This window comes from Pseudonocardia sp. DR1-2, assembly GCF_023717215.1.
GTDB classification, from domain to species: domain Bacteria; phylum Actinomycetota; class Actinomycetes; order Mycobacteriales; family Pseudonocardiaceae; genus Pseudonocardia; species Pseudonocardia alni.
In genome coordinates this window covers 289,933-311,922 of sequence record NZ_JAMQOF010000006.1, presented here as the reverse complement: position 1 = coordinate 311,922, position 21,990 = coordinate 289,933, and the positions used below count along the sequence as shown (strand labels likewise).

Genomic DNA, 21,990 nt, shown 5'->3' with positions numbered 1-21,990 from the left:
CGTTGCGGGGGTGTCACACGGGGCCACCCGTCGGAAACTGGGGGTCCCTAGCGTCGTCGACGACGTGACCGCCGGCGATCAGGAGACCGATCCGTGACCACCACCTCTGCCCCGGGGCGCCGCATCGGCGGCCGCTGGATCGACCACTGGGACCCCGAGGACGAGGGGTTCTGGCAGCGCACCGGCTCGGCGATCGCCCGTCGCAACCTGTGGCAGTCGATCTTCTCCGAGCACATCGGCTTCTCGATCTGGACCATCTGGTCGGTCCTGGTGCTGTTCATGGGGCCCGAGTACGGGTTCACCGCGGCGCAGAAGTTCTTCCTGGTCGCCGTACCCACGCTGGTCGGGTCGATCCTGCGGCTGCCCTACACCTTCGCCGTCGCCCGCTTCGGCGGCCGCAACTGGACGATCTTCGCGGCGTCGTTGCTGATCGTGCCCACGATCCTGGCGATGGTCGTGCTGGAGCCGGGCGTGTCGTACACGACGCTGCTGGTCGTCGCCGCGGTCGCCGGAGTCGGCGGCGGCAACTTCGCGTCGTCGATGGCGAACATCAACGCGTTCTTCCCGGAGAAGGAGAAGGGCTGGGCGCTGGGGCTCAACGCCGGCGGCGGCAACCTCGGCGTGCCGGTCGCGCAGCTGCTCGGCCTGCTCGTCATCGCCACCCTCGGCGCCGGCTCCCCGCGGGTGCTGCTGGCGGTCTACCTGCCGTTCATCGTGATCTCGGCGTTCCTGGCGTGGAAGCGGATGGACAACATCGCCGCGATGTCCAACGACACCGGCGCCTTCACCGAGGCCTGCCGCGACCGCCAGACCTGGATCATGTCGTTCCTCTACATCGGGACGTTCGGGTCGTTCATCGGCTACTCGTTCGCCTTCGGCCTGGTCCTGCAGAACCAGTTCGACCGGACGCCGCTGCAGGCCGCCGCGGTCACCTTCATCGGCCCGCTCATCGGGTCGCTGATCCGCCCCTACGGCGGCAAGCTCGCCGACCGGTTCGGCGGTGCGGTCGTCACGCTGTGGAACTTCGTCGGCATGGCCGTCGCCACGCTGATGATCATCTTCGCCTCGGGGATCGAGTCGCTGACGCTGTTCACCATCGGCTTCATCGCCCTGTTCACGCTGTCCGGCGTCGGCAACGGGTCGACCTACAAGATGATCCCGGCGATCTTCACCGGGCGGGCGCGCGTCGCGATCGCCGGGGGCGCGGACCGCGGGACCTCGTTCGACACCGCGCGACGGCTCTCCGGCGCGGTCATCGGCATCGCCGGCGCGGTCGGGGCACTGGGCGGGCTGTTCATCAACCTCGCCTTCCGCCAGTCGTTCATGACGGTCCAGTCCGGCACGCCCGCGTTCTGGAGCTTCCTGGCGTTCTACGTCCTCTGCATCGGCGTCACCTGGGCGGTGTACCTGCGCCCGCGCGCCGCCCTGGTCGGGAGCACCGAGGCCGCCGCGATGGCCCGGGTCTGAGCCGTGGGTCCGGACGACCGGACCGCCACCCACTGTCCGTACTGCGCCCTGCAGTGCGGGCAGTGGGTCGGCCCGTCCGGCGAGGTCGACGCCCGTGACTTCCCGACCAACGCCGGGGGCATGTGCCAGAAGGGCTGGACCTCCGGCGCTCTGCTCACCCATCCGCAACGCCTGACGTCGCCGCTGGTCAGGACCTCGCGGACGGCCGGTTTCGTCGAGACCGGCTGGGACGACGCGCTCACCGGCGTCGCCGCGCGGCTCGCCGCGCTGCGTGCCGAGCACGGGCCCGACTCGGTCGCGGTGTTCGGCGCGGGCGGGCTGACCAACGAGAAGGCCTACCTGCTCGGGAAGTTCGCCCGGGTCGCGCTGGGCACCAGCCAGATCGACTACAACGGACGGTTCTGCATGTCCTCGGCGGCCGCCGCGGGCAACCGGGCCTTCGGCGTCGACCGCGGGCTGCCGTTCCCCGTCACCGACCTCGACGACGCCGAGCTGGTCGTCCTCGCCGGCGCGAACGTCGCCGAGACCATGCCGCCCCTGATGTCGCACCTGACCGGCGCGCGCCTGGTCGTCGTCGACCCGCGGCGCACCCCGACCGCGGAGCGCGCGCTCGCCTCCGGCGGGCTGCACCTGGCCCCGCGCCCGGGCACCGACCTGGTCCTGGCGCTGGGGATGCTGCACGCCGCCGTCGTCGACGGGCACCTCGACCTGTCCTACGTGGACGACCGGACGACCGGTTTCGACGACGCCTGGGCGATCGCCTCGCAGTGGTGGCCCGAGCGCGCGGAGCGGGTCTGCGGCGTCGCCGCCACCGACATGCGTACCGTCGTGCGCTGGCTCGCGGAGTCCACGCGGCGCTACGTGCTCACCGCGCGCGGCGCCGAGCAGCACGCGCACGGCGTCGACACCGTCGCCGCGTGGATCAACCTGTCGCTGGCGCTCGGCCTGCCCGGCCGCCCCGGCTCCGGGTTCGGGACGATCACCGGGCAGGGCAACGGCCAGGGCGGGCGGGAGCACGGGCAGAAGTCCGACCAGCTGCCCGGCTACCGGCACATCACCGACCCGGCCGCCCGCGCGCACGTCGCACGGGTGTGGGGGGTGCCGGAGCCCTCGATCCCCGGGCCCGGCCGCAGCGCCGTCGAGCTCCTCGACTCCCTCGGCCGCCCCGGCGGGCCGAAGGCGCTGCTGGTGTTCGGCTCGAACGTGCTCGTCTCCGCGCCCGACGCCCGCGCCGTCGCCGAGCGGCTCGACGCGCTGGACCTGCTCGTCGTCGCCGACGTGCTGCCCGGCGAGACCGCGCTGCGCGCCGACGTCCTGCTCCCCGTCGCCCAGTGGGCCGAGGAGGAGGGGACCATGACCAACCTGGAGGGACGGGTCCTGCGCCGCCGTCGCGCGCTCGCCCCGCCGCCCGGGGTGCGCACCGACCTCGAGGTGATCGCCGGACTGGCCGCGGCCCTCGACGCACCGGGGGAGTTCCCCGCCGATCCGCGGACCGTGTTCGACGAGCTGCGGCGCGCCTCGGCCGGTGGGATCGCCGACTACGCGGGCGTGTCCTACGACCGGCTCGACGCGGGCGAGGCCCTGCACTGGCCGGTCCCCGCCGACGACCACCCCGGGACCCCGCGGCTGTTCACCGAGCGCTTCGGCCACCCCGACAGACGCGCCCGGATGCTGCCGGTCGACCACGTCGAGTCGGACGAGGGCACGGGCGGCGGCTTCCCCCTGACCGTGACGACCGGGCGGGTGCTGGTGCACTACCAGTCCGGCGCGCAGACCCGGCGGGTCGCCGAGTTGGCGGACGTCGCGCCCGAGGTGTTCGTCGAGGTGCACCCGGACACCGCCGCCCGGCACGGTCTCGCCGACGGCGACCTGGCCGACGTCGTGTCCCGGCGCGGGACGACGACGGCGCGCGTCCGCTGTGTCGCCTCGCTGCGCCCGGACACGGTGTTCCTGCCCTTCCACTTCGGTGGGGCGGGGGCGGCGAACAACGTCACCAACCCGGCCCTGGATCCGGTGAGCCGGATGCCGGAGTTCAAGGTGGCCGCGGTGCGGCTGGAACCCGCCTCGACGGACCGGGACCCGTCCGGCGGATCCGGCACCGCCGCCGAGCTGAGCCCCACCGGCGCGGGTCGGTCCGCGCGCTGATCCGCTGCTCGCGCGCGTCGGGACACGCGCGAGCAGCGGATCACCGCGCGCTCTGTGGATCACCGCGCGCTCTGTGGATCACCGCGCGCTCTGCGGATCACCGCGCGGGCGGTGGGTGCCGCGCCCGCTGCCGGGGGAGCCGCCGGGGCTCGCACCGGAAATCGTGCCGCCGTCGAGCGTTGTCAGGGATACCCTGACGGACATGTCCGCACCCGAGCACCGCACCCTCGTCGACCACGCCCTCGCCGTCGACGTCGCCGAGGCGGCCCGAGCCGTCACCGCGGCGGCGGTCGCCGAGCTGGACCGCCGCGCCGACGCCGTCGCCGGTGTCCCGCCGCTGCCCGGCACGCCGGAGTGGGAGGCCGAGCAGGGCACCGACGGCCCGGCCCGTCGCGAGACCGCCTGGCAGCTGGCCGCGTTCCGGATCGCGCTGGCCGCCGGCCTCGACCCGTTGCCGCAGCTGGTCGGGCTCCGCCGCATCGGGGTCAGCTGGGAGACGGTCGGCCGTGCCGCCGGGATCACCCGCCAGTCCGCGCACGAGCGGTGGTCGGCGCGGGTCGCCGCCGTCCTCGACCGCTGAGCGCAACGCCCGGCACGTCGCGCAGGGGCACCCCCGCGCGCTGCACAGGCGCACCTCGCACGGTCCCGCCCCACCTCGCACACCCTCCAGAGGCTGCGAGGGGGAGGAACCGCTGCGAGGTCCCGGCTCACGGAGGGCGCCCGCCGAGAATGAGGACCTCGTAACGCCCGTGCAATGGTCGGCGTTCTGCCCGTAACCCCCCGTTCCTACCGTCGGTGCCATGAGCAGGCGCGTGGTGGTGATCGGGCACGGCATGGTCGGCGCCCGTTTCGTGGAGGAGGTCCGCCGGCGCGACCCGGACGGCGAGCGGGTGACGCTCACCGTCCTCGGCGCGGAGTCCCGCCCCGCGTACAACCGGGTGCTGCTGTCCACCGTGCTCGCCGGCGGGCTGCGGCCCGCCATGGTCGCGCTGCCCGTCGTCGACGGCGTCGCCCTGCACACCGGCGTCGCGGCGACGGCGCTCGACCGGACCGCGCGCGTCGTCCACGCCGACGACGGCACCGTCCACCCCTACGACGAGCTGGTCCTCGCCACCGGCTGCCGCGCCTGGCTGCCGCCGGTCGACGGTCTCGCCGACCCCGGGGCCCCGGAGGTCCCGGGCCGCGGCGTGAGCCTGTTCCGCGACCTCGACGACTGCGGGCGCATCCTCGACGCGGCCGCGCCGGGCGCGCGGATCGCCGTCGTCGGGGGCGGGCTGCTCGGGGTCGAGGCCGCCCGCGGGCTCGCCGGACGCGGTGTCGCCGTCACCCTCGTCCACCCGCGCACCCACCTGATGGAACGCCAGCTCGACGCGGGCGCCGGTGAGGTGCTCGCGACCGCGCTGCGCGGGCTCGGGGTCGACGTCCGCTGCGGTGTCGGCGCCAAGGCCTGGGACCCCGAGGCCGGCCTGGACTGCGACGACGGTTCCCGGATCGCCGCGGACCACGTCGTCGTCGCCGCCGGGGTGCGTGCGAACAGCGGGCTGGCCGCCGACGCCGGGCTCGCGGTCGACCGGGGGATCCTCGTCGACGACCGTCTCGCCACCGCCGACGGCCGGGTGCACGCCCTCGGCGACTGCGCGCAGCACGCCGGCGCCCCGGGCGGGCTCGTGCAGTCCGGCTGGGAGCAGGCCGCCGTCCTCGCCGACCTGCTGACCGGCACCGACCCGGCCGCGCGCTACCGCGGCACCCGCCCGGTCACCCGGCTCAAGGCGCGCGGCATCGACCTCGCCGCCCTCGGCGACCCCACCGCGGGCGACGAGGAGCTGCGTGTCTCCGACCCCCGCCGCGGCCGCTACGGCGTGCTCGCGCTGCGCGACGACCGCGTCGTCGGGGCCGTCCTCATGGGACTGCCCGACGCCGCCGCCATGATCACCGGGCTCTACGACTCCGGCGCCCCCGCTCCCTCCGACCGGCTCGCGCTGCTGCTCGGCCGGGCCCTGCCCGGCGAGACGTCGCCCGCCACCGACCCGGTCCGGATGCCGGGAAGTGCCGTGGTCTGCCGCTGCAACAGCGTCACCAAGAACGCGCTGGTCACCGCGTGGCGCGCGGGCGCCCACGACGTCGACGCGCTGTCGCGGCGCACCCGGGCCGCCACCGGCTGCGGGAGCTGCCGCGACGTCGTCTGCGGGATCCGGGACTGGCTGGCCGACATCGACCCGCCGCAGGAGAGCGCGGCATGAAGGAGCAGAGCATGAGTCGTCTGGTCGTCGTCGGGAACGGCATGGTGGGCCACCGCCTCGTCGCCGCGATGCGGGACCGGGACACCGCCGGGGACTGGGAGATCACCGTCCTCGGCGAGGAGACCCGCCGCGCCTACGACCGGGTCGCCCTGTCCTCCTACGTGGACGGACGCTCCGAGGAGGAGCTGCGCCTCGACGACGACGAGCTGCGCGGCGACCCGCTGGTGACCTACCACCTCGGTGATGCCGTCGCGACGGTCGACCGCGACGCCCGCCGCGTCACCACCGCGTCCGGCCGCACCCTGACCTACGACGCGCTGGTGCTCGCCACCGGCTCCTACCCGTTCGTCCCGCCGGTCCCCGGCAAGGACCTGCCCGGGTGCTTCGTCTACCGCACCCTCGACGACCTCGACGCGATCAGGGCGGCCGCCGCGGCCGCCGCCGACGACCCGGACCGCAGGGGCCGGCCGTCGGCGATCGTCGTCGGCGGCGGGCTGCTGGGCCTGGAGGCGGCGCGCGCGATGCGGCTGCTCGGACTGTCCCCGCAGGTCGTCGAGATCGCGCCGCGGCTGATGCCGGTGCAGGTCGACGCGGGCGGCGGCGCGCTGCTCGAGCGACTGGTCACCGCGCAGGGCATCGCCGTGCGGACCGGGGTGTCGCTGGCCGCGGTGTCCACCGACCGCGGCAGGCTGGTCGGGACGCTGTCCGACGGCGTCGAGCTCGACGCCGACCTGGTCGTGTTCTCCGCCGGCATCCGGGCCTCCGACCAGCTCGCCCGCGACTGCGGCCTGCCGGTCGGCGAGCGCGGCGGCGTCTGGGTCGACGACCGCTGCCGGACCCGTGACGACGCCGTCTGGGCGATCGGCGAGTGCGCCGCGCTGGAGGGCCGCACCTACGGCCTGGTCGCCCCGGGCTACGCGATGGCCGAGGTCGTCGCGGACCGGCTGCTCGGCGGCGAGGCCCGGATGACGCCCGAGGAGCTGGACATGTCCACCCAGCTCAAGCTGCTCGGCGTCGACGTCGCCAGCTTCGGCGACGCGCACGCGGTCACCGAGGGGGCGCTGGAGATCGTCGTCAACGACCCGGTCGAGGGGACCTACTCCAAGCTGGTCGTGTCCGACGACGCGTCCACCCTGCTCGGCGGTGTCCTGGTCGGCGACGCCTCGCGCTACGGCGCGCTGCGCCCGCTGGTCGGGTCCCGGCTGCCCGACGACCCGGTCACCCTCATCTCCAAGGGCGGCGCCGAGCCCGACGCGTCCGCGCTGCCGGACTCGGCCCAGATCTGCTCGTGCAACGCCGTCACCAAGGGCACGCTGTGCGCGGCGATCGCCGACGGTGCGCACACCGTGCCGGAGCTGAAGGCGTGCACCCGCGCCGGTACCACCTGCGGCTCGTGCGTCCCGGCGCTCGCCCGGATCCTGGAGCAGCAGGGCGTCGAGGTCTCGAAGGCCCTGTGCGAGCACTTCGACCACTCCCGCGCCGAGCTCTTCGAGATCGTCGCCGGGGCGGGCATCACCTCGTTCTCCGCGCTGATCTCCCGGTACGGCCGCGGGTCGGGCTGCGACATCTGCAAGCCGGTCGTCGGGTCGATCCTCGCGACGCTCTACAACGAGCACGTCCTCGACGGCGAGCGCGCGACCCTGCAGGACACCAACGACCACTTCCTCGCGAACATGCAGCGCAACGGCACCTACTCGGTGGTGCCGCGGATCGCCGGTGGCGAGGTGACCCCCGAGGGCCTGATCGTCATCGGCGAGGTCGCCCGCGACTACGGGCTCTACACCAAGATCACCGGTGGACAGCGGATCGACATGTTCGGCGCCCGCGTCGAGGACCTGCCGGCGATCTGGCGCCGCCTGGTCGACGCCGGGTTCGAGTCCGGGCACGCCTACGGCAAGTCGCTGCGCACCGTGAAGTCGTGCGTCGGCACGACCTGGTGCCGCTACGGCGTGCAGGACTCGGTCGGCCTCGCCGTCGAGCTGGAGCTGCGCTACCGCGGGCTGCGCAGCCCGCACAAGCTCAAGTCCGGCGTCTCCGGTTGCGCGCGCGAGTGTGCCGAGGCCCGGTCCAAGGACTTCGGCGTGATCGCCACCGAGCACGGCTGGAACCTCTACGTCGGCGGCAACGGCGGCTTCACCCCGCGCCACGCCGAGCTGCTCGTGTCCGACGTGGACACCGCGACGCTGGTCCGGACGATCGACCGGTTCCTGATGTTCTACGTCCGCACCGCCGAGCGGCTGCAGCGCACCGCGCCGTGGATCGAGGCGATGGAGGGCGGGCTGGACCACCTGCGCGCCGTGATCGTCGACGACTCGCTCGGCATCTGCGGCGAGCTCGACGCCGCGATGGCCCGTCACGTCGACTCCTACGCCGACGAGTGGGCCGGCGTCCTGGCCGACCCGCAGAAGCTGGAGCGGTTCGTCTCCTTCGTCAACGCGCCCGACACCCCCGACCCCACCGTCCGGTTCGTCGAGGAGCGGGGACAGAACGTCCCGGCCCCCGGCCGTCCCGACGAGCCCGTCCTGATCGGCCTCCCGGAGGTGTCCTCCCGATGACCACCCGGCTCGACGCGACCACCACGACCGCCGCGCCTGCCCCGGCCGGGACCGAGCCCACCGGCTGGCTCACCGTCTGCCCGGTGGACCGGCTGCAGCCCGGCCGGGGGGTCGCCGCACTCGTCGGCGACACCCAGGTCGCGTTGTTCCGTCTCGCCGACGGCTCGGTGTACGCCCTGGGCAACATCGACCCGTTCACCGGGGCCGCGGTCGTCTCGCGCGGCATCGTCGGCGACCGCGGCGGCGAACCGACCGTCGCCTCACCGCTCCACAAGCAGGTCTTCGCCCTGCGCGACGGCCGCTGCCTCGCCGGGGCCGACGACGGCGACGCTGTGAGCCTGCCCGCGTTCGCGGTGCGGGTCATGGGCGACGCGCTGCAGGTCGGGCTACGGTGAACGGGCCTTCCCGCACCGTCGTGCCCACCACCACCCGCGACGCTCCCGGCGACCTCTGCGCGTCCTCCGCGCCGGCCGGCCGGGGTATCGGAGGAACGGAGAACCGGTGACCCGATCCGCCGCACGAGACACCGCCGCCGCGCCCGACGCGGCCGCGGTGCCACCGCTGGCCGGGTTCACCGTCGGCATCACCGCCGCCCGGCGCGCCGAGGAGCTCGCTACGATGCTGGAGCGCCGCGGCGCGACCGTCCAGCACGGGCCCGCGCTGCGCATCGTGGCCCTCGCCGACGACGCCGACCTCGAGAACCGCACCCGCGAGCTCGTCGCGGCACCACCGGACATCACCGTCGCGACCACCGGGATCGGCTACCGCGGCTGGATCGAGGCCGCCGACGGCTGGGGGCTGGGCGAGGACCTGCTCGCCGCGCTCGGCCGCTCGGAGATGCTCGCCCGCGGCCCCAAGGCGCGTGGCGCGATCCGCGCGTCGGGCCTGGTCGACGCCTGGTCCCCGGAGTCGGAGTCCACCGCCGAGGTGCTGGAGCACCTGCTCGACCGCGGCGTCGAGGGCAGCCGGATCGCGGTGCAGCTGCACGGCGAGCCGCTGCCCGACGTCGTCGACGCCCTGGAGATGGCGGGCGCCGAGGTCGTCACGGTGCCGGTCTACCGCTGGGCGCCGCCGCTGGACCTCGGCCCGCTGGACCGGCTGATCGACACCACCCTGGCAGGCGGGATCGACGTCCTGTCGTTCACCAGCGCCCCCGCCGCGGCCGGGATCCTCGCCCGCGCCGGGGAGCGCGGTCTGCGCGAGGGCCTGCTCACCGCGCTGCGCGGCCCCGTGCTGGCGCTGTGCGTCGGCCCGGTCACCGCGGCACCGCTGGAGGCACTCGACGTGCCGACCGTGCAGCCGCAGCGCTCCCGGCTCGGCGCGATGGTGCGGACCTGCGAGTCCGTCGCCCCGGCCCGCGCCCGCAGGCTCCCGGTCGGCGGCCACCAGCTGGAGCTGCGCGGACACGCGGTGCTCGTCGACGGCACGCTGTGCCCGCTCCCGCCGACGCCCATGGCACTGCTGCGGCTGCTCGCCAAGCGCCCCGGCCGGGTCGTGTCCCGCGCCGAGCTGCTCGCCGCGCAGCCCGGTGGGGCGGGCGACGAGCACGCCGTCGAGAACGCGATCGGCCGGCTCCGCGCGGCGCTCGGCGTGCCCGGCCTGGTGCAGACCGTGGTGCGCCGCGGCTACCGGCTCGCACTCGAACCCGAGCACGGCGCGCACTGCGCCGAGGACCCGGAGGTGACCCGGTGACCGGGCTCCCGCTGCTCCTCGTCGCGCACGGGTCGCGCTCCGACGCCGCCGACGCGGTGATCCGGTCGCTCGCCGCGGCCGTCGCCGCACGTGGCCCGCAGGTCGAGATCTGCTACGTCGACGTCCGCGGTCCCACGGTCGTCGACGCCGTGATCGGGCTGCGGGACCGCGGCCACGACGGCGCCGTCGTCGTCCCCGCGTTCCTCGCCGCCGGCTACCACGTGCGCACCGACCTGCCCGCCCAGCTCGCCGAGGTCGGCGGCGACCCGGCCCGGTTCCCGGTCACCCGCTCCATGGGGCCCGACCCGCTGCTCGCCGCCGCGGCCCTGGACCGGCTGCGCACGGCCGGCTACCGCGACGGCGACGCCGTCGTCCTCGCCGCGGCCGGCTCGTCGGACCCGTCCGCCGTCGCCCAGGTGCACGCGAGCGCCGGAATGCTCGCCCGCCGGGTCGGCCGTCCGGTCCCGGTCGGGTTCGCCGCCACCGGCAGCCCGTCGGTGACCGAGCTGGTCGCCCGGCTGCACGACGCCGGGGAGCGGCGGGTCGCGGTCGCGTCCTGGCTCCTGGCCCCCGGGGTCTTCCAGACGCGGCTGCTCGGATCGGGGGCCGACGTCGTCGCCGACCCGCTGGGCGTGCACGACGACGTGGTGACCGCCGTCCTCAAGCGCTACGCCGCCGGGGCCGCCGCGGTGCTCGCGGCCTGACCGTGCCCCGGCCCGACCCGGACCTGGTCGCCCGGCTGCGGGCGGCGGGCTGCGTGTTCGCCGAGGACGAGGCCGCGCTGCTCGCCGCCGCGGCCGACGGGCCGGAGCTGGAGGTGCTGGTCCGGCGCCGCATCGCCGGGGATCCGCTCGAGCACGTCCTCGGCCGGGTGGACTTCGACGGGCTGACCGTGCGGGTCACCCCGGGGGTGTTCGTGCCGCGCCGTCGCAGCGAGGCGCTGGTGCACGCGGCCGTGGCCGCGCTGCCGGGCTCCGCGCATCCCGGGCGCCCGCTCGTGGTCGACCTGTGTTGCGGCTGCGGGGCGCTCGGGCTCGCCGTCGCGCGCCGGGTCGCCGTCGACCTCCACGCCGCCGACGCGGACCCGGTCGCGACCGCCTGTGCCGCGCAGAACCTGGCCGGGGTGGGGACGGTGCACACCGGTGACCTGTTCGCCGCGCTGCCCACCGGACTGCGGGGACACGTCGACGTGCTCGTCGCGAACACCCCCTACGTGCCCAGCGGCGCGATCGGCTCGATGCCCCCGGAGGCCCGCGACCACGAGCCCCGCACCGCGCTCGACGGTGGCCGCGACGGCCTCGACCCGGCCCGCCGGGTGGCCGCGGGGGCGGGGGAGTGGCTCGCGCCGGGCGGGGCGCTGCTGATCGAGACGGGCACGGCCCAGGCCCCGGTGCTGGCGGAGGTGTTCGGCGGGCACGGGCTCGTCGCGCACGTCGGGCACGACGAGGACCGGGATGCGACCTGGGTGGAAGGGCGCGCGGTGCCCTGATCGGGCGCTCCTTTGCTCTGCTCACCGATACGCAGCAGCCCACCGGCAGCCCCGTCGAGCCTTGTGACGTCGCTCGGCCCGGCGCATCGAGACGCACGTTTCCGCCCCGGCGAGGGCGAGAACGTGCGCCTCGACCGGGCGGCGGGCCACTGCTGCGTCATGGTGAGCAGAGCGCTCAGCCTGTGGTGACCACGAGGCGTCCGGGCTCGTCCGCGGTCCAGGCCCGCTCCACGTCTCCCAGCTCCGCCACCCGCAGCGGGATCCGGAGCCCCTCGGTCGCGACGGCGTCGAGCAGGCGCGGCAGCTCCGCGAACAGCAGCGCGGGGTCGATGCTGCCCCCGCCGCTGCCGGACACCTCGATCCGGCGGGCACGCAGGATCGACGCGTCGAGGGCGACGGTCCGGCCCGCGAGCGCCCCGATCTGCACGTACCGCACCGGCCGGCCGCCGTGCCGGAGGCTGCCCGACCGCAGTGCCTCGAAGGTCGCCCCGGCGACCGGTCCCCACAGGTAGTCGAGGACGACGTCGGGGCCGCCGTCGAGCACGGCCGCGAGGGCGGCGGTCGTCGCGGCGGGGTCGTCGGAGAGCCGGACGGGGACGACCCGGTCGTCGTCGGCGACCTGCTCCAGCGCGACGGGGTTGCGCCCCGCGGCGATCACCCGGTCCGCGCCGAGGTGCAGGGCGATCCGTACGGCGAGCCCGCCGGAGGCACCCGTCGCGCCGAGGACGAGGACCGTGCCACCCGCCGGGACGCCCCGGTCGACCAGCGGCATCCACGACGACATCGCCGGGTTCACCACCGCCGCGGCCAGCTCGGTCGGCAGCGCGTCCGGCACCGGCACCGCCCACCCCGCCGGGACCACGGTGCGCTCGGCGATCGTCCCGTAGGGGGTGGGGCAGCCGCCGGTGTAGATCCGGCGGCCGTCGAGCTCGGCGACCCCGTCCACCCCGGCGACGAACGGCAGCGTGTCCCCGGCGGAGTAGTGGGTGCCCGCGGCCACGGACCGCACGAGCTGGTGCACCCCGGCGGCGAGCATCCGGACCTCGACCGTGCCGTCACCGGCCACGGGGTCGGGGAAGTCGGCGCAGGCCGGCGGCGCGCCGAAGGTCGAGACGACGGCTGCCTTCATGAGGACACCTCCATTGAACAGTGTTCAGATCCGAGGTCGCATACACTCCTCTGAACACTGTTCAACGTCAAGGGGGCGGCGTGGCTCTGGACCGCGACGCGATCGTCGACGCCGCGTTCGACCTGCTCGCCGAGGGAGGCCTCGACGCGATCACCGCCCGCGCGCTCGCGACCCGGCTCGGGGTGCGTGCCGGGGCGCTCTACTACCACCTGCCGGACATGGCGGCCCTGCGCGACGAGATGGCGACGCGCATCGTGCGGCGGATGCTGGAACGGGTGGGCGAGGCCGCCGGACTGGGCTGGGCGGACCTGCTGCGGTCGGCGGCGACCACGAGCCGGGACACGCTCCTCGGCCACCGGGACGGCGCTCTGCTCGTGGCCGGCACCTACCTGCTCGACGACGCGGCCCTGCGGTCTCTGGAGGTGCCGCTGGCCGCGCTCGTCGCGCAGGGGTTCACCCCGCTCGACGCGCAGCGGGCGCTGACGACGGTGAACGCGTTCGTCGTCGGGCACGTCATCGAGGAGCAGCAGCGACACGACCCGGTCCGGGGTGCGGCCTACACCGCCGAACGGCGCCGGGCCCGGCTCGACCCCGACGCCCAGCCGCTGACCCACGCGCTGAGCGACGAGGTCGCCGCGCTGCCGGTCGAGACCTTCACCTGGGGGGTGGAGGCGATCGTCGCCGGGATCGGGGCACGCCGGCGGGCCTGAGTCGGCTCAGCGCCTGCGGTGCTCACGGGGCAGCCGGCCGTCGACCATCAGGATCCCCTCGGCCCGCAGCCGGGCCGCCTGCTCGGCGGCGATGTGCGGGGCCGAGCGCCCGTCGGAGCGCAGCACCCGGTGCCACGGCAGGTCGTGGCAGTCCTCGGCGAGGATCCGGCCGACCAGGCGCGCTGAGCGGATCCCGGCCAGCTCGGCCACCTCGCCGTAGCTGAGGGTCTGCCCGGGCGGGATCGACCGGACGACCTCGCGCACCCGTTCCAGGGTCTCGGAGTCCACGCCTGCAGTCTGACGCTGTCGGTGCCCCGTGGTCTCATCGCCCCATGAGCCGAACAGCCGCCGAGCAGGCGTCGCCGCGCCTGGTGCGTGCGGACCCCCGGCCGGCTCCCGTGCGGGAGTGGACCGGCGCCGCCGCGCGGGTGCTCGCGCACGAGCGCGGCGCGCTGCGGGTGCTGGGCGGCCCGGGCACGGGCAAGACGAGCCTGCTGCTCGACGCGGTGGTCCGCCGCATCCGGGCCGGGGAGCCGCCGGGGTCGGTGCTGCTGCTGGTGGGCAGCCGCCGGGCCGCGGAGGAGCTGCGTGGCCGCCTCACGTCGCTGCTGACCGCGGGCGGGGGTGAGCTCGCCGGGGACTTCGGGGTGCGCACCACCCGCGAGCTGCTGGTGCGGACGGTGCACTCCTACGCGTTCGGGGTGCTGCGGCTGCACGCCGCGCGCTACGAGGACCCGCCGCCGCGGCTGCTGGCCTCGGCCGAGCAGGACGTGGTGGTCCGCGAGCTGCTCGCCGGGGAGATCGACTGCTGGGGCGGCACCGTCCCCGGCTCGGGCTGGCCGGAGCGGCTCGACCCGGCCCTCGGGCTGCCCGGGTTCGCCGCGGAGCTGCGGGAGCTGCTCCTGCGGGCGGCCGAGCGCGGGCTGGGGCCACGCGAGCTGGCCGAGCTGGGACGCGAGCACGGGCGCGAGGAGTGGGTCGCCGCGGCCCGGTTCTTCCGCACCTACGAGGAGGTCACGCTGCTCCGCGGGGCGGCGGGGCGGGGCGCACCACAGGCGACGGCCCCGGCGCTGGACTCCGCCGAGCTCGTCGCCGCCGCGCTGGACACCCTGGCCGCGGACCCGGACCTGCGGGAGCAGGAGCGGCGCCGGGTCCGTCACCTCCTGGTGGACGACGCGCAGGACCTCGACCCGCAGCAGATGGAGCTGGTCGCGGCGCTGGCCGAGCACGCGGGGTCCACGCTGCTCGCGGGCGACCCCGACCAGGCGGTCCTGACCTTCCGTGGTGCGGACCCGCAGGGCCTGACCGTGCTCGACGCGCCCACCGAGGTCCTCACCGTCGACCACCGCCAGCGGCCCGGGGTGCGGGCGGCGGGCCTGCGGGTGGCGGAGAAGCTGCCCGGCTCCGGGGTGACCCGGACCCGGCGCGGCCCGGAGCACGACGACCCGGCCCCCGAGGCCCCGGGCGGGTCCGGGGTGGGCGAGGCGCTGCAGGTCCGGGTGTTCGGGTCGCCGTCCGCGGAGGCCGGGTGGATCGCCGACCGGCTGCGGCGCGCACACCTCGTCGACGGGGTGCCCTGGTCGGACATGGCGGTGCTGTCCCGGTCCGCGCGGCGCACCCTGCCCGCGCTGCGGCGGGCGCTGGCCGCGGCCGGGGTCCCGCTGGCCGCACCACCGGACGAGGTGCCGCTGCCGCGCCAGCCCGCCGTCGTGCCGCTGCTCCTGGTGCTGCGCGCGGCATGGCGGCCGTCCGCGGTCGACGCCGACCTCGCGACCTCCCTGCTCACCTCACCGCTGGGCGGCGGCGACCCGATGCGGATGCGGCGGCTGCGCCGCGGCCTGCTGCGGATGCACGCCGCCGCGGGGCACGACGTGCGGACCTTCGCCGACGACGAGCGCGTCGAGGCGGGTGAGGTCGACCCGGCCGCGGCGAGCAGCGACCCGTTGCTGGTCGGGATGCTGCGCGACGCCGTCGCGGGCCGGCCCGACCCGCTGCCGATGCTCTCGCCCGCCGAGGCCGCCCCGATGCGCGACGTGGGCCGCCTCCTCGACACCGCCGCCCGCTCGATCGGCGCGGGCGAGCAGGTCGAGGAGACGTTGTGGAAGGTGTGGCGGCGCACCGGCCTGGCGAAGCGCTGGAGCGAGGCCAGTGCCCGCGGCGGCCCCGGCGGAGCGGCCGCCGACCGGGACCTCGACGCGGTCCTGGCCCTGTTCGACGCCGCCGCCCGCTACACCGACCGGCTGCCCGGCGCCGACGTCGGCGGGTTCCTGGAGTATCTGCTCGACCAGCAGCTGCCGGGGGAGACCCTGGCCCCGCAGGCGCCCCGGGGCGGCGCGGTGGAGCTGCTCACCGCACACGGCGCCCGCGGCCGGGAGTGGACGGTCGTCGCGGTGCCCGGGGTGCAGGAGGGGCTGTGGCCCGACGTACGGCTGCGCGGCAGCCTGCTCGGCCACGAACGGCTCGTCGACCTCGTCGGCGGGGTCGCCGCCCCCGACGACGCGGTCTCCCGCACGGCGCCACTGCTCGCCGAGGAGCGGCGGCTGTTCTACGTCGCCTGCACCCGTGCCCGGACGACGCTGCTGGTCAGCGCCGTGCAGGGGGAGGACGAGCAGCCCTCCCGGTTCCTCGACGAGCTCGACCCCCGCCCCGCCGACGCCGCCGAGGCCCGCCCGGTGCACCGGCCCGAGCGCTCCCTGGTGATGGCCGAGCTGGTCGGGGAGCTGCGGCGCGCCGTCACCGAACCCGACCATGGCGACCCGGGACGCGCCGCACGCCGTCACCGGGCGGCGACCCAGCTGGCCCGGCTCGCCGCCGACGGCGTCCCCGGGGCCCACCCCGACGACTGGTACGGCGTCGCCGACCTGTCCGACGGCGCCCCGCTGCGCGCCGAGGGCGAGCTCGTCCCGATCTCGCCCTCCGACGTCGAGACGATCGCCGGCTGCCCGCTGCGCTGGGTGCTGTCCCGGCACGGCGGCGACGAGACCGGCGCGCTGTCGGCGGTCACCGGGTCCCTGGTGCACGCGCTGGTGCAGGCCCGCGCCGCCGGGGCCGACCCGGTCGAGCTGGAGGAGGCGCTGCGCTCGGCGTGGCGGCGGCTGGACTCCGGGGCGCCGTGGTTCGGGCGCCGCGAGCTGGTCCGGGTGCGCGAGATGCTCGCCGCCTTCGACGACTGGGTCCGCCGCAGCCGTACCGAGGGACTGGAGCTGGTGGCCGTCGAGCAGCCGGTGCAGCTGGACCTGGACGGCGAGGACGACAGCGAGGGCGACGACCCGGGCCTGGCCCCCGGCGGCATCGGTGCGGGCGACGACGACCCGGCGGGGGCCGCGCTCCTCCCGGTCGACACCGACGGCGACGGCGCGGGCGGACGCGGCGGCGGGGCCGCGCGGGCGGCCCGGCGGGTCCGGCTCCGCGGCCGGGTCGACCGGCTCGAACGCGACGACCAGGGGCGCCCCGTCGTCGTCGACGTCAAGACCGGGAAGACGGCCACCTCGGCCCGGGCCACCGCCGAGCACCACCAGCTGGCCGTCTACCAGCTCGCGGCCTCGCTCGGCGCGTTCGACCAGCTCGTCGGGGGCGGGGTGGAGCCGGGCGGGGCGCGGCTGCTGTTCCTGGCCGACCGCAAGGCCAACGGGGAGGCGAAGGAGCCGCAGCAGGCGGCGCTGCGCCCGGAGGAGATGGGGCACTGGCGCGACGTGCTGATGACCTGCGCCGAGGACTCGGCGGGTGCGGTGTTCGTCGCCCGCGCCGGGCCGGACTGCGACCGGTGCCCGGTCCGCACCAGCTGCCCCGCGGTCGAGACCGGCCGGACGGTGGTGGACGGGTGAGCGGGTCCGGTCCCGTACCCGGACGGACCTCACACCCGGCCGTGCCGGCCCGCGGTCAGGTCGTGCCGCCGGCCCGGGCTCCACCCCTGCGGTGCCGGACCCCGGTCAGGTCGTGCGGACGGGCGGGATCCGGCGGTCGGCGACCCGGTCGATGACCAGCGCCGAGCCCAGCCCGAGTGCGACCGCGGCGCAGAACCCGCCGACGGTGTCGGTGGCGTAGTGCGCCCCGATCCGCACCATGCCCGCGCCGACGGTGCCGCCGGCCAGCAGCGCCGTCGCGGCCAGGGTGGCGACGGCGGGCCCGGTGCGGGCCACCGGCAGCAGCCCCACCAGCAGCAGCGCGACGAGGAGCCCGATCGACACCGCGCCGCCGGTGTGGCCGGAGGGGAAGGCGTAGCCGTCCGCGGTGGCGGTGCCGATGGTCCGGCCGATCAGCGGCTTGAGCACCGTCGTCGCGACGCCGGTCAGGCCGGGGCCGACGACGGCCAGCACGGCCAGGCGCCGTCGTCGCAGGTACAGGGCCAGCCCGGCGACCAGCAGCGCGCACAGCACGACCGTCGGCGGGGACCCGAAGGTCACCGCATCGGCGAGCAGGGAGCCCGAGCGGTGCCCCAGCGCGTCCACCGCGGTGTCGGCGCCCCGGTCGATCCGCCCGGCGGTCGCATCGCCGCGGTAGACCCAGGCCAGGACCGTGAAGACGGCGACGGCCGCCGCCACGATCAGTGGCGCCGGCCGTCGCAACGGTCCCAGCAGGGACGGGTCGTCGGGGGTGGGGCGCACCCGGCCCAGGCTAGCCCGCGCTGCCGAGCCCCAGCGCGCTCGCCAGCCGCCGCAGGTCGCCCTCCGGCTCGGCCATCCCGCGCGTGATGACCTGGGCGCAGACGTGGTCGGCGCCGGCGTCGAGGTGCTCGTCGAGCCGGGCCGCGACCTGCTCGGGGGTGCCGTGCGCGACGAGCGCGTCGATCAGGGCGTCGCTGCCGCCGTCGTCGAGATCGGACTCGGCCCAGCCGAGCCGCTTCAGGTTGTTCCGGTAGTTGACCAGGCCCAGGTAGGGCTTCTCGACGGCCGGGCGGCCCAGGGCGCGGGCGGCGGCGGGGTCGTCGTCGAGCACGACCTTGTGCTCCGGGGCGATCAGCGCTCCGGTGCCGTAGCGCTCGCGGGTCGAACGGGTGTGCTCGGGCGTGGTCAGGTACGGGTGCGTCCCGGCGGACCGCTCACGGGCCAGGTCGAGCATCTTCGGGCCCAGCGCCGCGAGGGCACGCCCCTCGGTGGGGACGCCGAGCTCGTCGAGCCGGTCCACGTAGGCGACGAGCGCCGCGTAGGGGCGGGTGTAGTCGCTGGTGGCCTCGGGGTGTCCGACGCCGACCCCGAGCAGGAAGCGGCCCGGGTGCCGCTTCTCGATGCGGTGGAAGGACTCCGCGACCTCGTCGGCGGGGGTGGCCCAGATGTTGACGATGCCGGTGGCCACGGCCAGCGACGTCGTCGCGTCGAGCAGCGACTCGGTCAGCGCGAGGTCACCGGGCGGGGAGCCGCCGACCCACACCGCACCGAACCCGAGCTTCTCGATCTCCACGGCGAGATCGGGGGACAACCCGGTCTCGTGCCGCCAGACGCCGTACCGGCCGAGGGGAACACTCATGGTGGGGACTACCACCGCGCGGGTCCGATCATTCCCGGTCCTACGATGGCCCCTCCACTACGCGAGAGGCTGGAACAGCAGTGATCGACCTCAAGGCGGCCCGACAGGACCCGGACACCTTCCGCACGGCGCTGTCCCGTCGCGGCGCGTCCGCGGACTTCGACGCCCTGCTGGAGGTCGACGCCCGCTGGCGGGAGGCCACCGACCGCGTCGGCAGCCTGCGCGCCGCGGCCAAGCAGCGGCCCAAGGGCAAGCCGACCCCCGAGCAGGTCGAGCAGTTCAAGCAGGAGAAGGAGGAGCTGCGCGCCGCCGAGGACGCCCTCGCCGCCGCCGACGTCGAGCGTTCCGAGCTCCTCGCCCGCATCCCGAACCTGCCCGACCCGACCGCCGCCGACGGCATGGCCGAGGAGGACGCGGTCACCGTCCGTACCTGGGGCGAGCCGCCGGTCTTCGACTTCACCCCGCGCGACCACCTGGACCTGGCGTCGTCGACGGGCCGGGTCGACATGGCCCGCGGCGCGCGGCTGTCCGGGTCGCGGTTCGCCTACCGCTTCGGCGACGTCGCGCGGCTCGAGATGGCCCTGTTCCGCTACGTCATGGACAAGCTCGCCGGCGAGGGCTTCGTCCCGGTGCTCGGCCCGGTCCTGGCGAACGAGCGGGCGATGTACGGCACCGGCTTCCTGCCCACCGAGGCGTCGAACCTCTACGAGCTGGAGAAGGACGGCCTCTACCTGACCGGCACCTCCGAGGTCGCGCTCGCCGGGATCCACATGGACGAGATCGTCGAGCTCGACACGCTGCCCGCGCGCTACGTCGCGTTCTCCACGAACTTCCGTCGCGAGGCCGGCGCGGCCGGCAAGGACACCAAGGGCATGTTCCGGGTGCACCAGTTCGACAAGGTCGAGATGTTCGTCTACTGCCTGCCGGAGAACTCCCAGGACGTGCACGAGGAGCTGCTCGCCCACGAGGAGTCGATCGTGCAGGAGCTGGGGCTGCCCTACCGGGTGCAGAACATCTCCGTCGGCGACCTCGGCAACCCGGCCGCGAAGAAGTACGACATCGAGGCCTGGTTCCCGGTCCAGGAGCGCTACCGCGAGATCACCTCGTGCTCCAACACCACCGACTACCAGGCACGACGCCTGAACGTCCGGTTCCGTCGCGAGGCCGGAGCGCCGACCGAGAACGTGCACACGCTCAACGGGACCGGCGCCACCGCCCGCGCCATGCTCGCGATCATGGAGAACTTCCAGGACGTGAACGGGACGGTCACGGTCCCGGAGGTCCTGCGGTCCTACGGTGCCCCCGCGACCGTCGGTACCCCGCCCGCCTGATCCCCGGTCGCAGGCGGGGTGACGCGCGCGACCTCCCGACGGGGCAACCGGACGGGGGCCCGCGCGTCCTGCTTGCGTGGAGAGATCGGGAAGTGGTGCGTCGCGGGCCGGGGAGCGCCCGGACACGTCGCGCCACGCCGTCCCCGCCGGGGCCGACGCCCGCCGTCCCGGCTCCCACCGTTCCGAGGACCGGCCGGACACCGCGGACTCCGGCCGGCACCGCTCGCCCGAGCCGCCCGTCGACGGACGTCGTGCCGCCGCACCGTGGCCGACCGGGCGACGGGCCGCGTCGTCCACGCCCCGGACGACGGCACCCGCGGTCCCGCCCGCGCCGCAGCCTGCCGCCCGGAGGACGGTGGCTCCGGCGGCCGCGCCTGCGGACCCGGTGGACGCGGCGTGGCCGACGGCCGGTCGCCGCGGGCCGGTGCCGCCGGCCCGCCGGACGTCGTCGGCAGCCGGCTCCGAGCCCGCCCGGTCCGCCGCCCGCGGACCCGTCGCCCGCCCCGAGGACATCGTGGCGTCGACCGTCGCCCTCCCCGCCGCGGACGGCACCCCCGCCCACCCTGTCCCGGAGTCCCGCCGCCCCGTACGCGGGGTGGCCGCGCCGTCGCGCCCCGCCCCGGGGACGCGTACCGCCCCGGACCCCGTCCCCGGCCCACGCCGAGCGCCCCGGCCTCCGGCGGCAGCGCACGCACCCGCGGTCCGGCCCCCCGTGGCGAGGACCCCCGTGGCGCGTGTCTCCACGACGCCGGAACCGGTCGCCACGACCTCCCGTATCCGCCCCACCGACCGCGGAGCCCGTGCCACGGTCGTCCGGGCCGAGATCCCGGACGGTGCCGGACGGGCGGACCGTGCCGGGCGGACCGGACGTCGTGAGCGCCCGGACCGCGCCGTCACCGGCCTGCGCCGCCGGATCGCGCACGGCACCGGAGCGATGGCGCTGGTGCTCGTCGCCGCCGCCGGGCTGACCTGGACCGTGCTCGTCCCGCCGGACGGCACGGCCGTCGCCGCCGACCCGGCGACCTCCGCACTGGACAACCAGCTGCCGCCCCCGCCGCCCCCGCCCCCGCCCCAGCAGTGGCGCCAGGTCGGTGGCGACGAGTTCGACGGCTCCCGCGTCGACCGCTCCACCTGGAGCGTCTACAACTCGCCCGGCGGGTTCGGCAACGGCCTGCGCCGCCCGTCCGCGGTCGACGTCGGCGACGGCCTGCTCACCGTGACCGCGCGCCCCCGGGCCGCGGGCGGGGGCGTCTCCGGCGGTGTCGCGATGCACGACGGCCGGCTCTACGGCCGCTGGGAGTTCCGCGCCCGCACCGACGTCGGCAACGGCTACAGCCCCGCGATCCTGCTCTGGCCGGACTCCGAGCGGTTCCCCGACGACGGGGAGCTCGACATGATGGAGATCCCGTTCGGCGACCGGCACGCGGCCACCGCCTTCGTCCACTACGGCGCGCAGAACCACATCCTGTCCACCGACACCCCCGGCGACTTCACCCGGTGGCACACCTTCGCCCTGGAGTGGCTGCCGGACCGGATCACCTGGTACGTCGACGGGGTGAAGAAGTGGGAGGTCACCGACCGCCGCGCGATCCCCACCACCCCGATGCACCTGGCCGTCCAGCTCGACCAGGGCCCGGCGTCGGGGTGGATCCCCGGCCCGGACGCGACCACCCCCGACGAGGTACGCCTGCAGGTCGACTGGGCCCGCGTCTTCGCACCGGTCGACGACGCCGGCCGCTGATCCACCGCCGGTCCCGGGCCGGGACGGC

At 76.0% G+C, this 21,990-nt stretch carries 17 protein-coding genes; 13 read left to right on the top strand and 4 right to left on the bottom strand.

Annotated elements, in window-relative coordinates; genetic code table 11:
• Nucleotides 1–93 precede the first annotated feature (93 nt).
• The 9 genes from ND486_RS19590 to ND486_RS19550 all read left to right on the top strand — a co-directional run bounded on the left by ND486_RS19590 (nucleotide 94) and on the right by ND486_RS19550 (nucleotide 11,588).
• Entirely contained in the window at nucleotides 94–1,467 is a 1,374-nt protein-coding gene (locus ND486_RS19590; RefSeq protein ID WP_251785653.1) for a nitrate/nitrite transporter, read from the top strand.
• A 3-nt stretch (nucleotides 1,468–1,470) separates the two neighbouring features.
• Nucleotides 1,471–3,612: a molybdopterin oxidoreductase family protein gene (locus ND486_RS19585; protein ID WP_251785652.1), complete on the top strand. Its 2,142-nt coding sequence runs from the start codon at nucleotides 1,471–1,473 to the stop codon at nucleotides 3,610–3,612.
• A gap of 202 nt (nucleotides 3,613–3,814) precedes the next feature.
• On the top strand, nucleotides 3,815–4,192 hold the full coding sequence (locus tag ND486_RS19580; protein ID WP_251785651.1) for a hypothetical protein: 378 nt from the start codon (nucleotides 3,815–3,817) through the stop codon (nucleotides 4,190–4,192).
• A gap of 220 nt (nucleotides 4,193–4,412) precedes the next feature.
• On the top strand, nucleotides 4,413–5,852 hold the full coding sequence (locus tag ND486_RS19575) for an FAD-dependent oxidoreductase (RefSeq protein WP_251785650.1): 1,440 nt from the start codon (nucleotides 4,413–4,415) through the stop codon (nucleotides 5,850–5,852).
• A gap of 11 nt (nucleotides 5,853–5,863) precedes the next feature.
• Nucleotides 5,864–8,407 carry a nitrite reductase large subunit NirB gene (gene nirB / locus ND486_RS19570; RefSeq protein WP_251785943.1) on the top strand — a complete coding sequence of 848 codons (2,544 nt, stop codon included), beginning with the start codon at nucleotides 5,864–5,866 and terminating at the stop codon, nucleotides 8,405–8,407.
• Nucleotides 8,404–8,802 (top strand): nitrite reductase small subunit NirD, encoded by a 399-nt coding sequence (nirD, locus tag ND486_RS19565; RefSeq protein ID WP_251785649.1) that lies wholly within the window; start codon nucleotides 8,404–8,406, stop codon nucleotides 8,800–8,802. The genes nirB and nirD overlap by 4 nt, the downstream gene beginning before the upstream one ends.
• A gap of 106 nt (nucleotides 8,803–8,908) precedes the next feature.
• Entirely contained in the window at nucleotides 8,909–10,099 is a 1,191-nt protein-coding gene (locus ND486_RS19560) for a uroporphyrinogen-III synthase (protein ID WP_251785648.1), read from the top strand.
• Nucleotides 10,096–10,803: a sirohydrochlorin chelatase gene (locus ND486_RS19555; protein ID WP_251785646.1), complete on the top strand. Its 708-nt coding sequence runs from the start codon at nucleotides 10,096–10,098 to the stop codon at nucleotides 10,801–10,803. Before ND486_RS19560 ends, ND486_RS19555 begins: the two co-directional genes overlap by 4 nt.
• A gap of 2 nt (nucleotides 10,804–10,805) precedes the next feature.
• Entirely contained in the window at nucleotides 10,806–11,588 is a 783-nt protein-coding gene (locus ND486_RS19550) for a putative protein N(5)-glutamine methyltransferase (protein WP_251785645.1), read from the top strand.
• 175 nt (nucleotides 11,589–11,763) lie between these two features.
• Here ND486_RS19550 and ND486_RS19545 read toward each other — a convergent pair whose 3' ends face one another.
• On the bottom strand, nucleotides 11,764–12,717 hold the full coding sequence (locus ND486_RS19545; RefSeq protein ID WP_251785644.1) for a zinc-binding alcohol dehydrogenase family protein: 954 nt from the start codon (nucleotides 12,715–12,717) through the stop codon (nucleotides 11,764–11,766).
• A gap of 80 nt (nucleotides 12,718–12,797) precedes the next feature.
• Here ND486_RS19545 and ND486_RS19540 point away from each other — a divergent pair, with 80 nt between their 5' ends.
• Complete coding sequence (locus ND486_RS19540; RefSeq protein WP_251785643.1) at nucleotides 12,798–13,427, top strand: TetR/AcrR family transcriptional regulator C-terminal domain-containing protein; 630 nt, start codon at nucleotides 12,798–12,800, stop codon at nucleotides 13,425–13,427.
• Nucleotides 13,428–13,433: 6 nt separating this feature from the next.
• Here ND486_RS19540 and ND486_RS19535 read toward each other — a convergent pair whose 3' ends face one another.
• Complete coding sequence (locus ND486_RS19535; protein ID WP_251785642.1) at nucleotides 13,434–13,715, bottom strand: MGMT family protein; 282 nt, start codon at nucleotides 13,713–13,715, stop codon at nucleotides 13,434–13,436.
• A 44-nt stretch (nucleotides 13,716–13,759) separates the two neighbouring features.
• Between ND486_RS19535 and ND486_RS19530 the strand changes: the two genes are divergently transcribed.
• The gene (locus tag ND486_RS19530; protein WP_251785641.1) at nucleotides 13,760–17,251 is read left to right on the top strand and encodes an ATP-dependent DNA helicase; all 3,492 of its coding nucleotides are present in this window, start codon (nucleotides 13,760–13,762) and stop codon (nucleotides 17,249–17,251) included.
• A gap of 105 nt (nucleotides 17,252–17,356) precedes the next feature.
• Here ND486_RS19530 and ND486_RS19525 read toward each other — a convergent pair whose 3' ends face one another.
• Together ND486_RS19525 and ND486_RS19520 are read right to left on the bottom strand one after the other, a co-directional pair.
• Nucleotides 17,357–18,031 (bottom strand): phosphatase PAP2 family protein, encoded by a 675-nt coding sequence (locus ND486_RS19525; RefSeq protein WP_251785640.1) that lies wholly within the window; start codon nucleotides 18,029–18,031, stop codon nucleotides 17,357–17,359.
• Between the two features lie 10 nt (nucleotides 18,032–18,041).
• Nucleotides 18,042–18,890: an LLM class F420-dependent oxidoreductase gene (locus ND486_RS19520; protein WP_251785639.1), complete on the bottom strand. Its 849-nt coding sequence runs from the start codon at nucleotides 18,888–18,890 to the stop codon at nucleotides 18,042–18,044.
• Between the two features lie 80 nt (nucleotides 18,891–18,970).
• Here ND486_RS19520 and serS point away from each other — a divergent pair, with 80 nt between their 5' ends.
• Nucleotides 18,971–20,221, top strand: a complete 1,251-nt coding sequence (gene serS / locus ND486_RS19515; RefSeq protein ID WP_062400542.1) for a serine--tRNA ligase — start codon at nucleotides 18,971–18,973, stop codon at nucleotides 20,219–20,221.
• Between the two features lie 727 nt (nucleotides 20,222–20,948).
• Nucleotides 20,949–21,962 (top strand): glycoside hydrolase family 16 protein, encoded by a 1,014-nt coding sequence (locus ND486_RS19510; RefSeq protein ID WP_251785638.1) that lies wholly within the window; start codon nucleotides 20,949–20,951, stop codon nucleotides 21,960–21,962.
• The last annotated feature ends 28 nt before the right edge of the window (nucleotides 21,963–21,990 follow it).

Coding starts and splice junctions, on each gene's coding strand:
- ND486_RS19580 (WP_251785651.1), top strand. CDS start 3,815: ATGTCCGCACCCGAGCACCGCACCCTCGTCGACCACGCCCTCGCCGTC.
- ND486_RS19575 (WP_251785650.1), top strand. CDS start 4,413: ATGAGCAGGCGCGTGGTGGTGATCGGGCACGGCATGGTCGGCGCCCGT.
- nirB (WP_251785943.1), top strand. CDS start 5,864: ATGAGTCGTCTGGTCGTCGTCGGGAACGGCATGGTGGGCCACCGCCTC.
- nirD (WP_251785649.1), top strand. CDS start 8,404: ATGACCACCCGGCTCGACGCGACCACCACGACCGCCGCGCCTGCCCCG.
- ND486_RS19545 (WP_251785644.1), bottom strand. CDS start 12,717: ATGAAGGCAGCCGTCGTCTCGACCTTCGGCGCGCCGCCGGCCTGCGCC.
- ND486_RS19530 (WP_251785641.1), top strand. CDS start 13,760: ATGAGCCGAACAGCCGCCGAGCAGGCGTCGCCGCGCCTGGTGCGTGCG.
- ND486_RS19520 (WP_251785639.1), bottom strand. CDS start 18,890: ATGAGTGTTCCCCTCGGCCGGTACGGCGTCTGGCGGCACGAGACCGGG.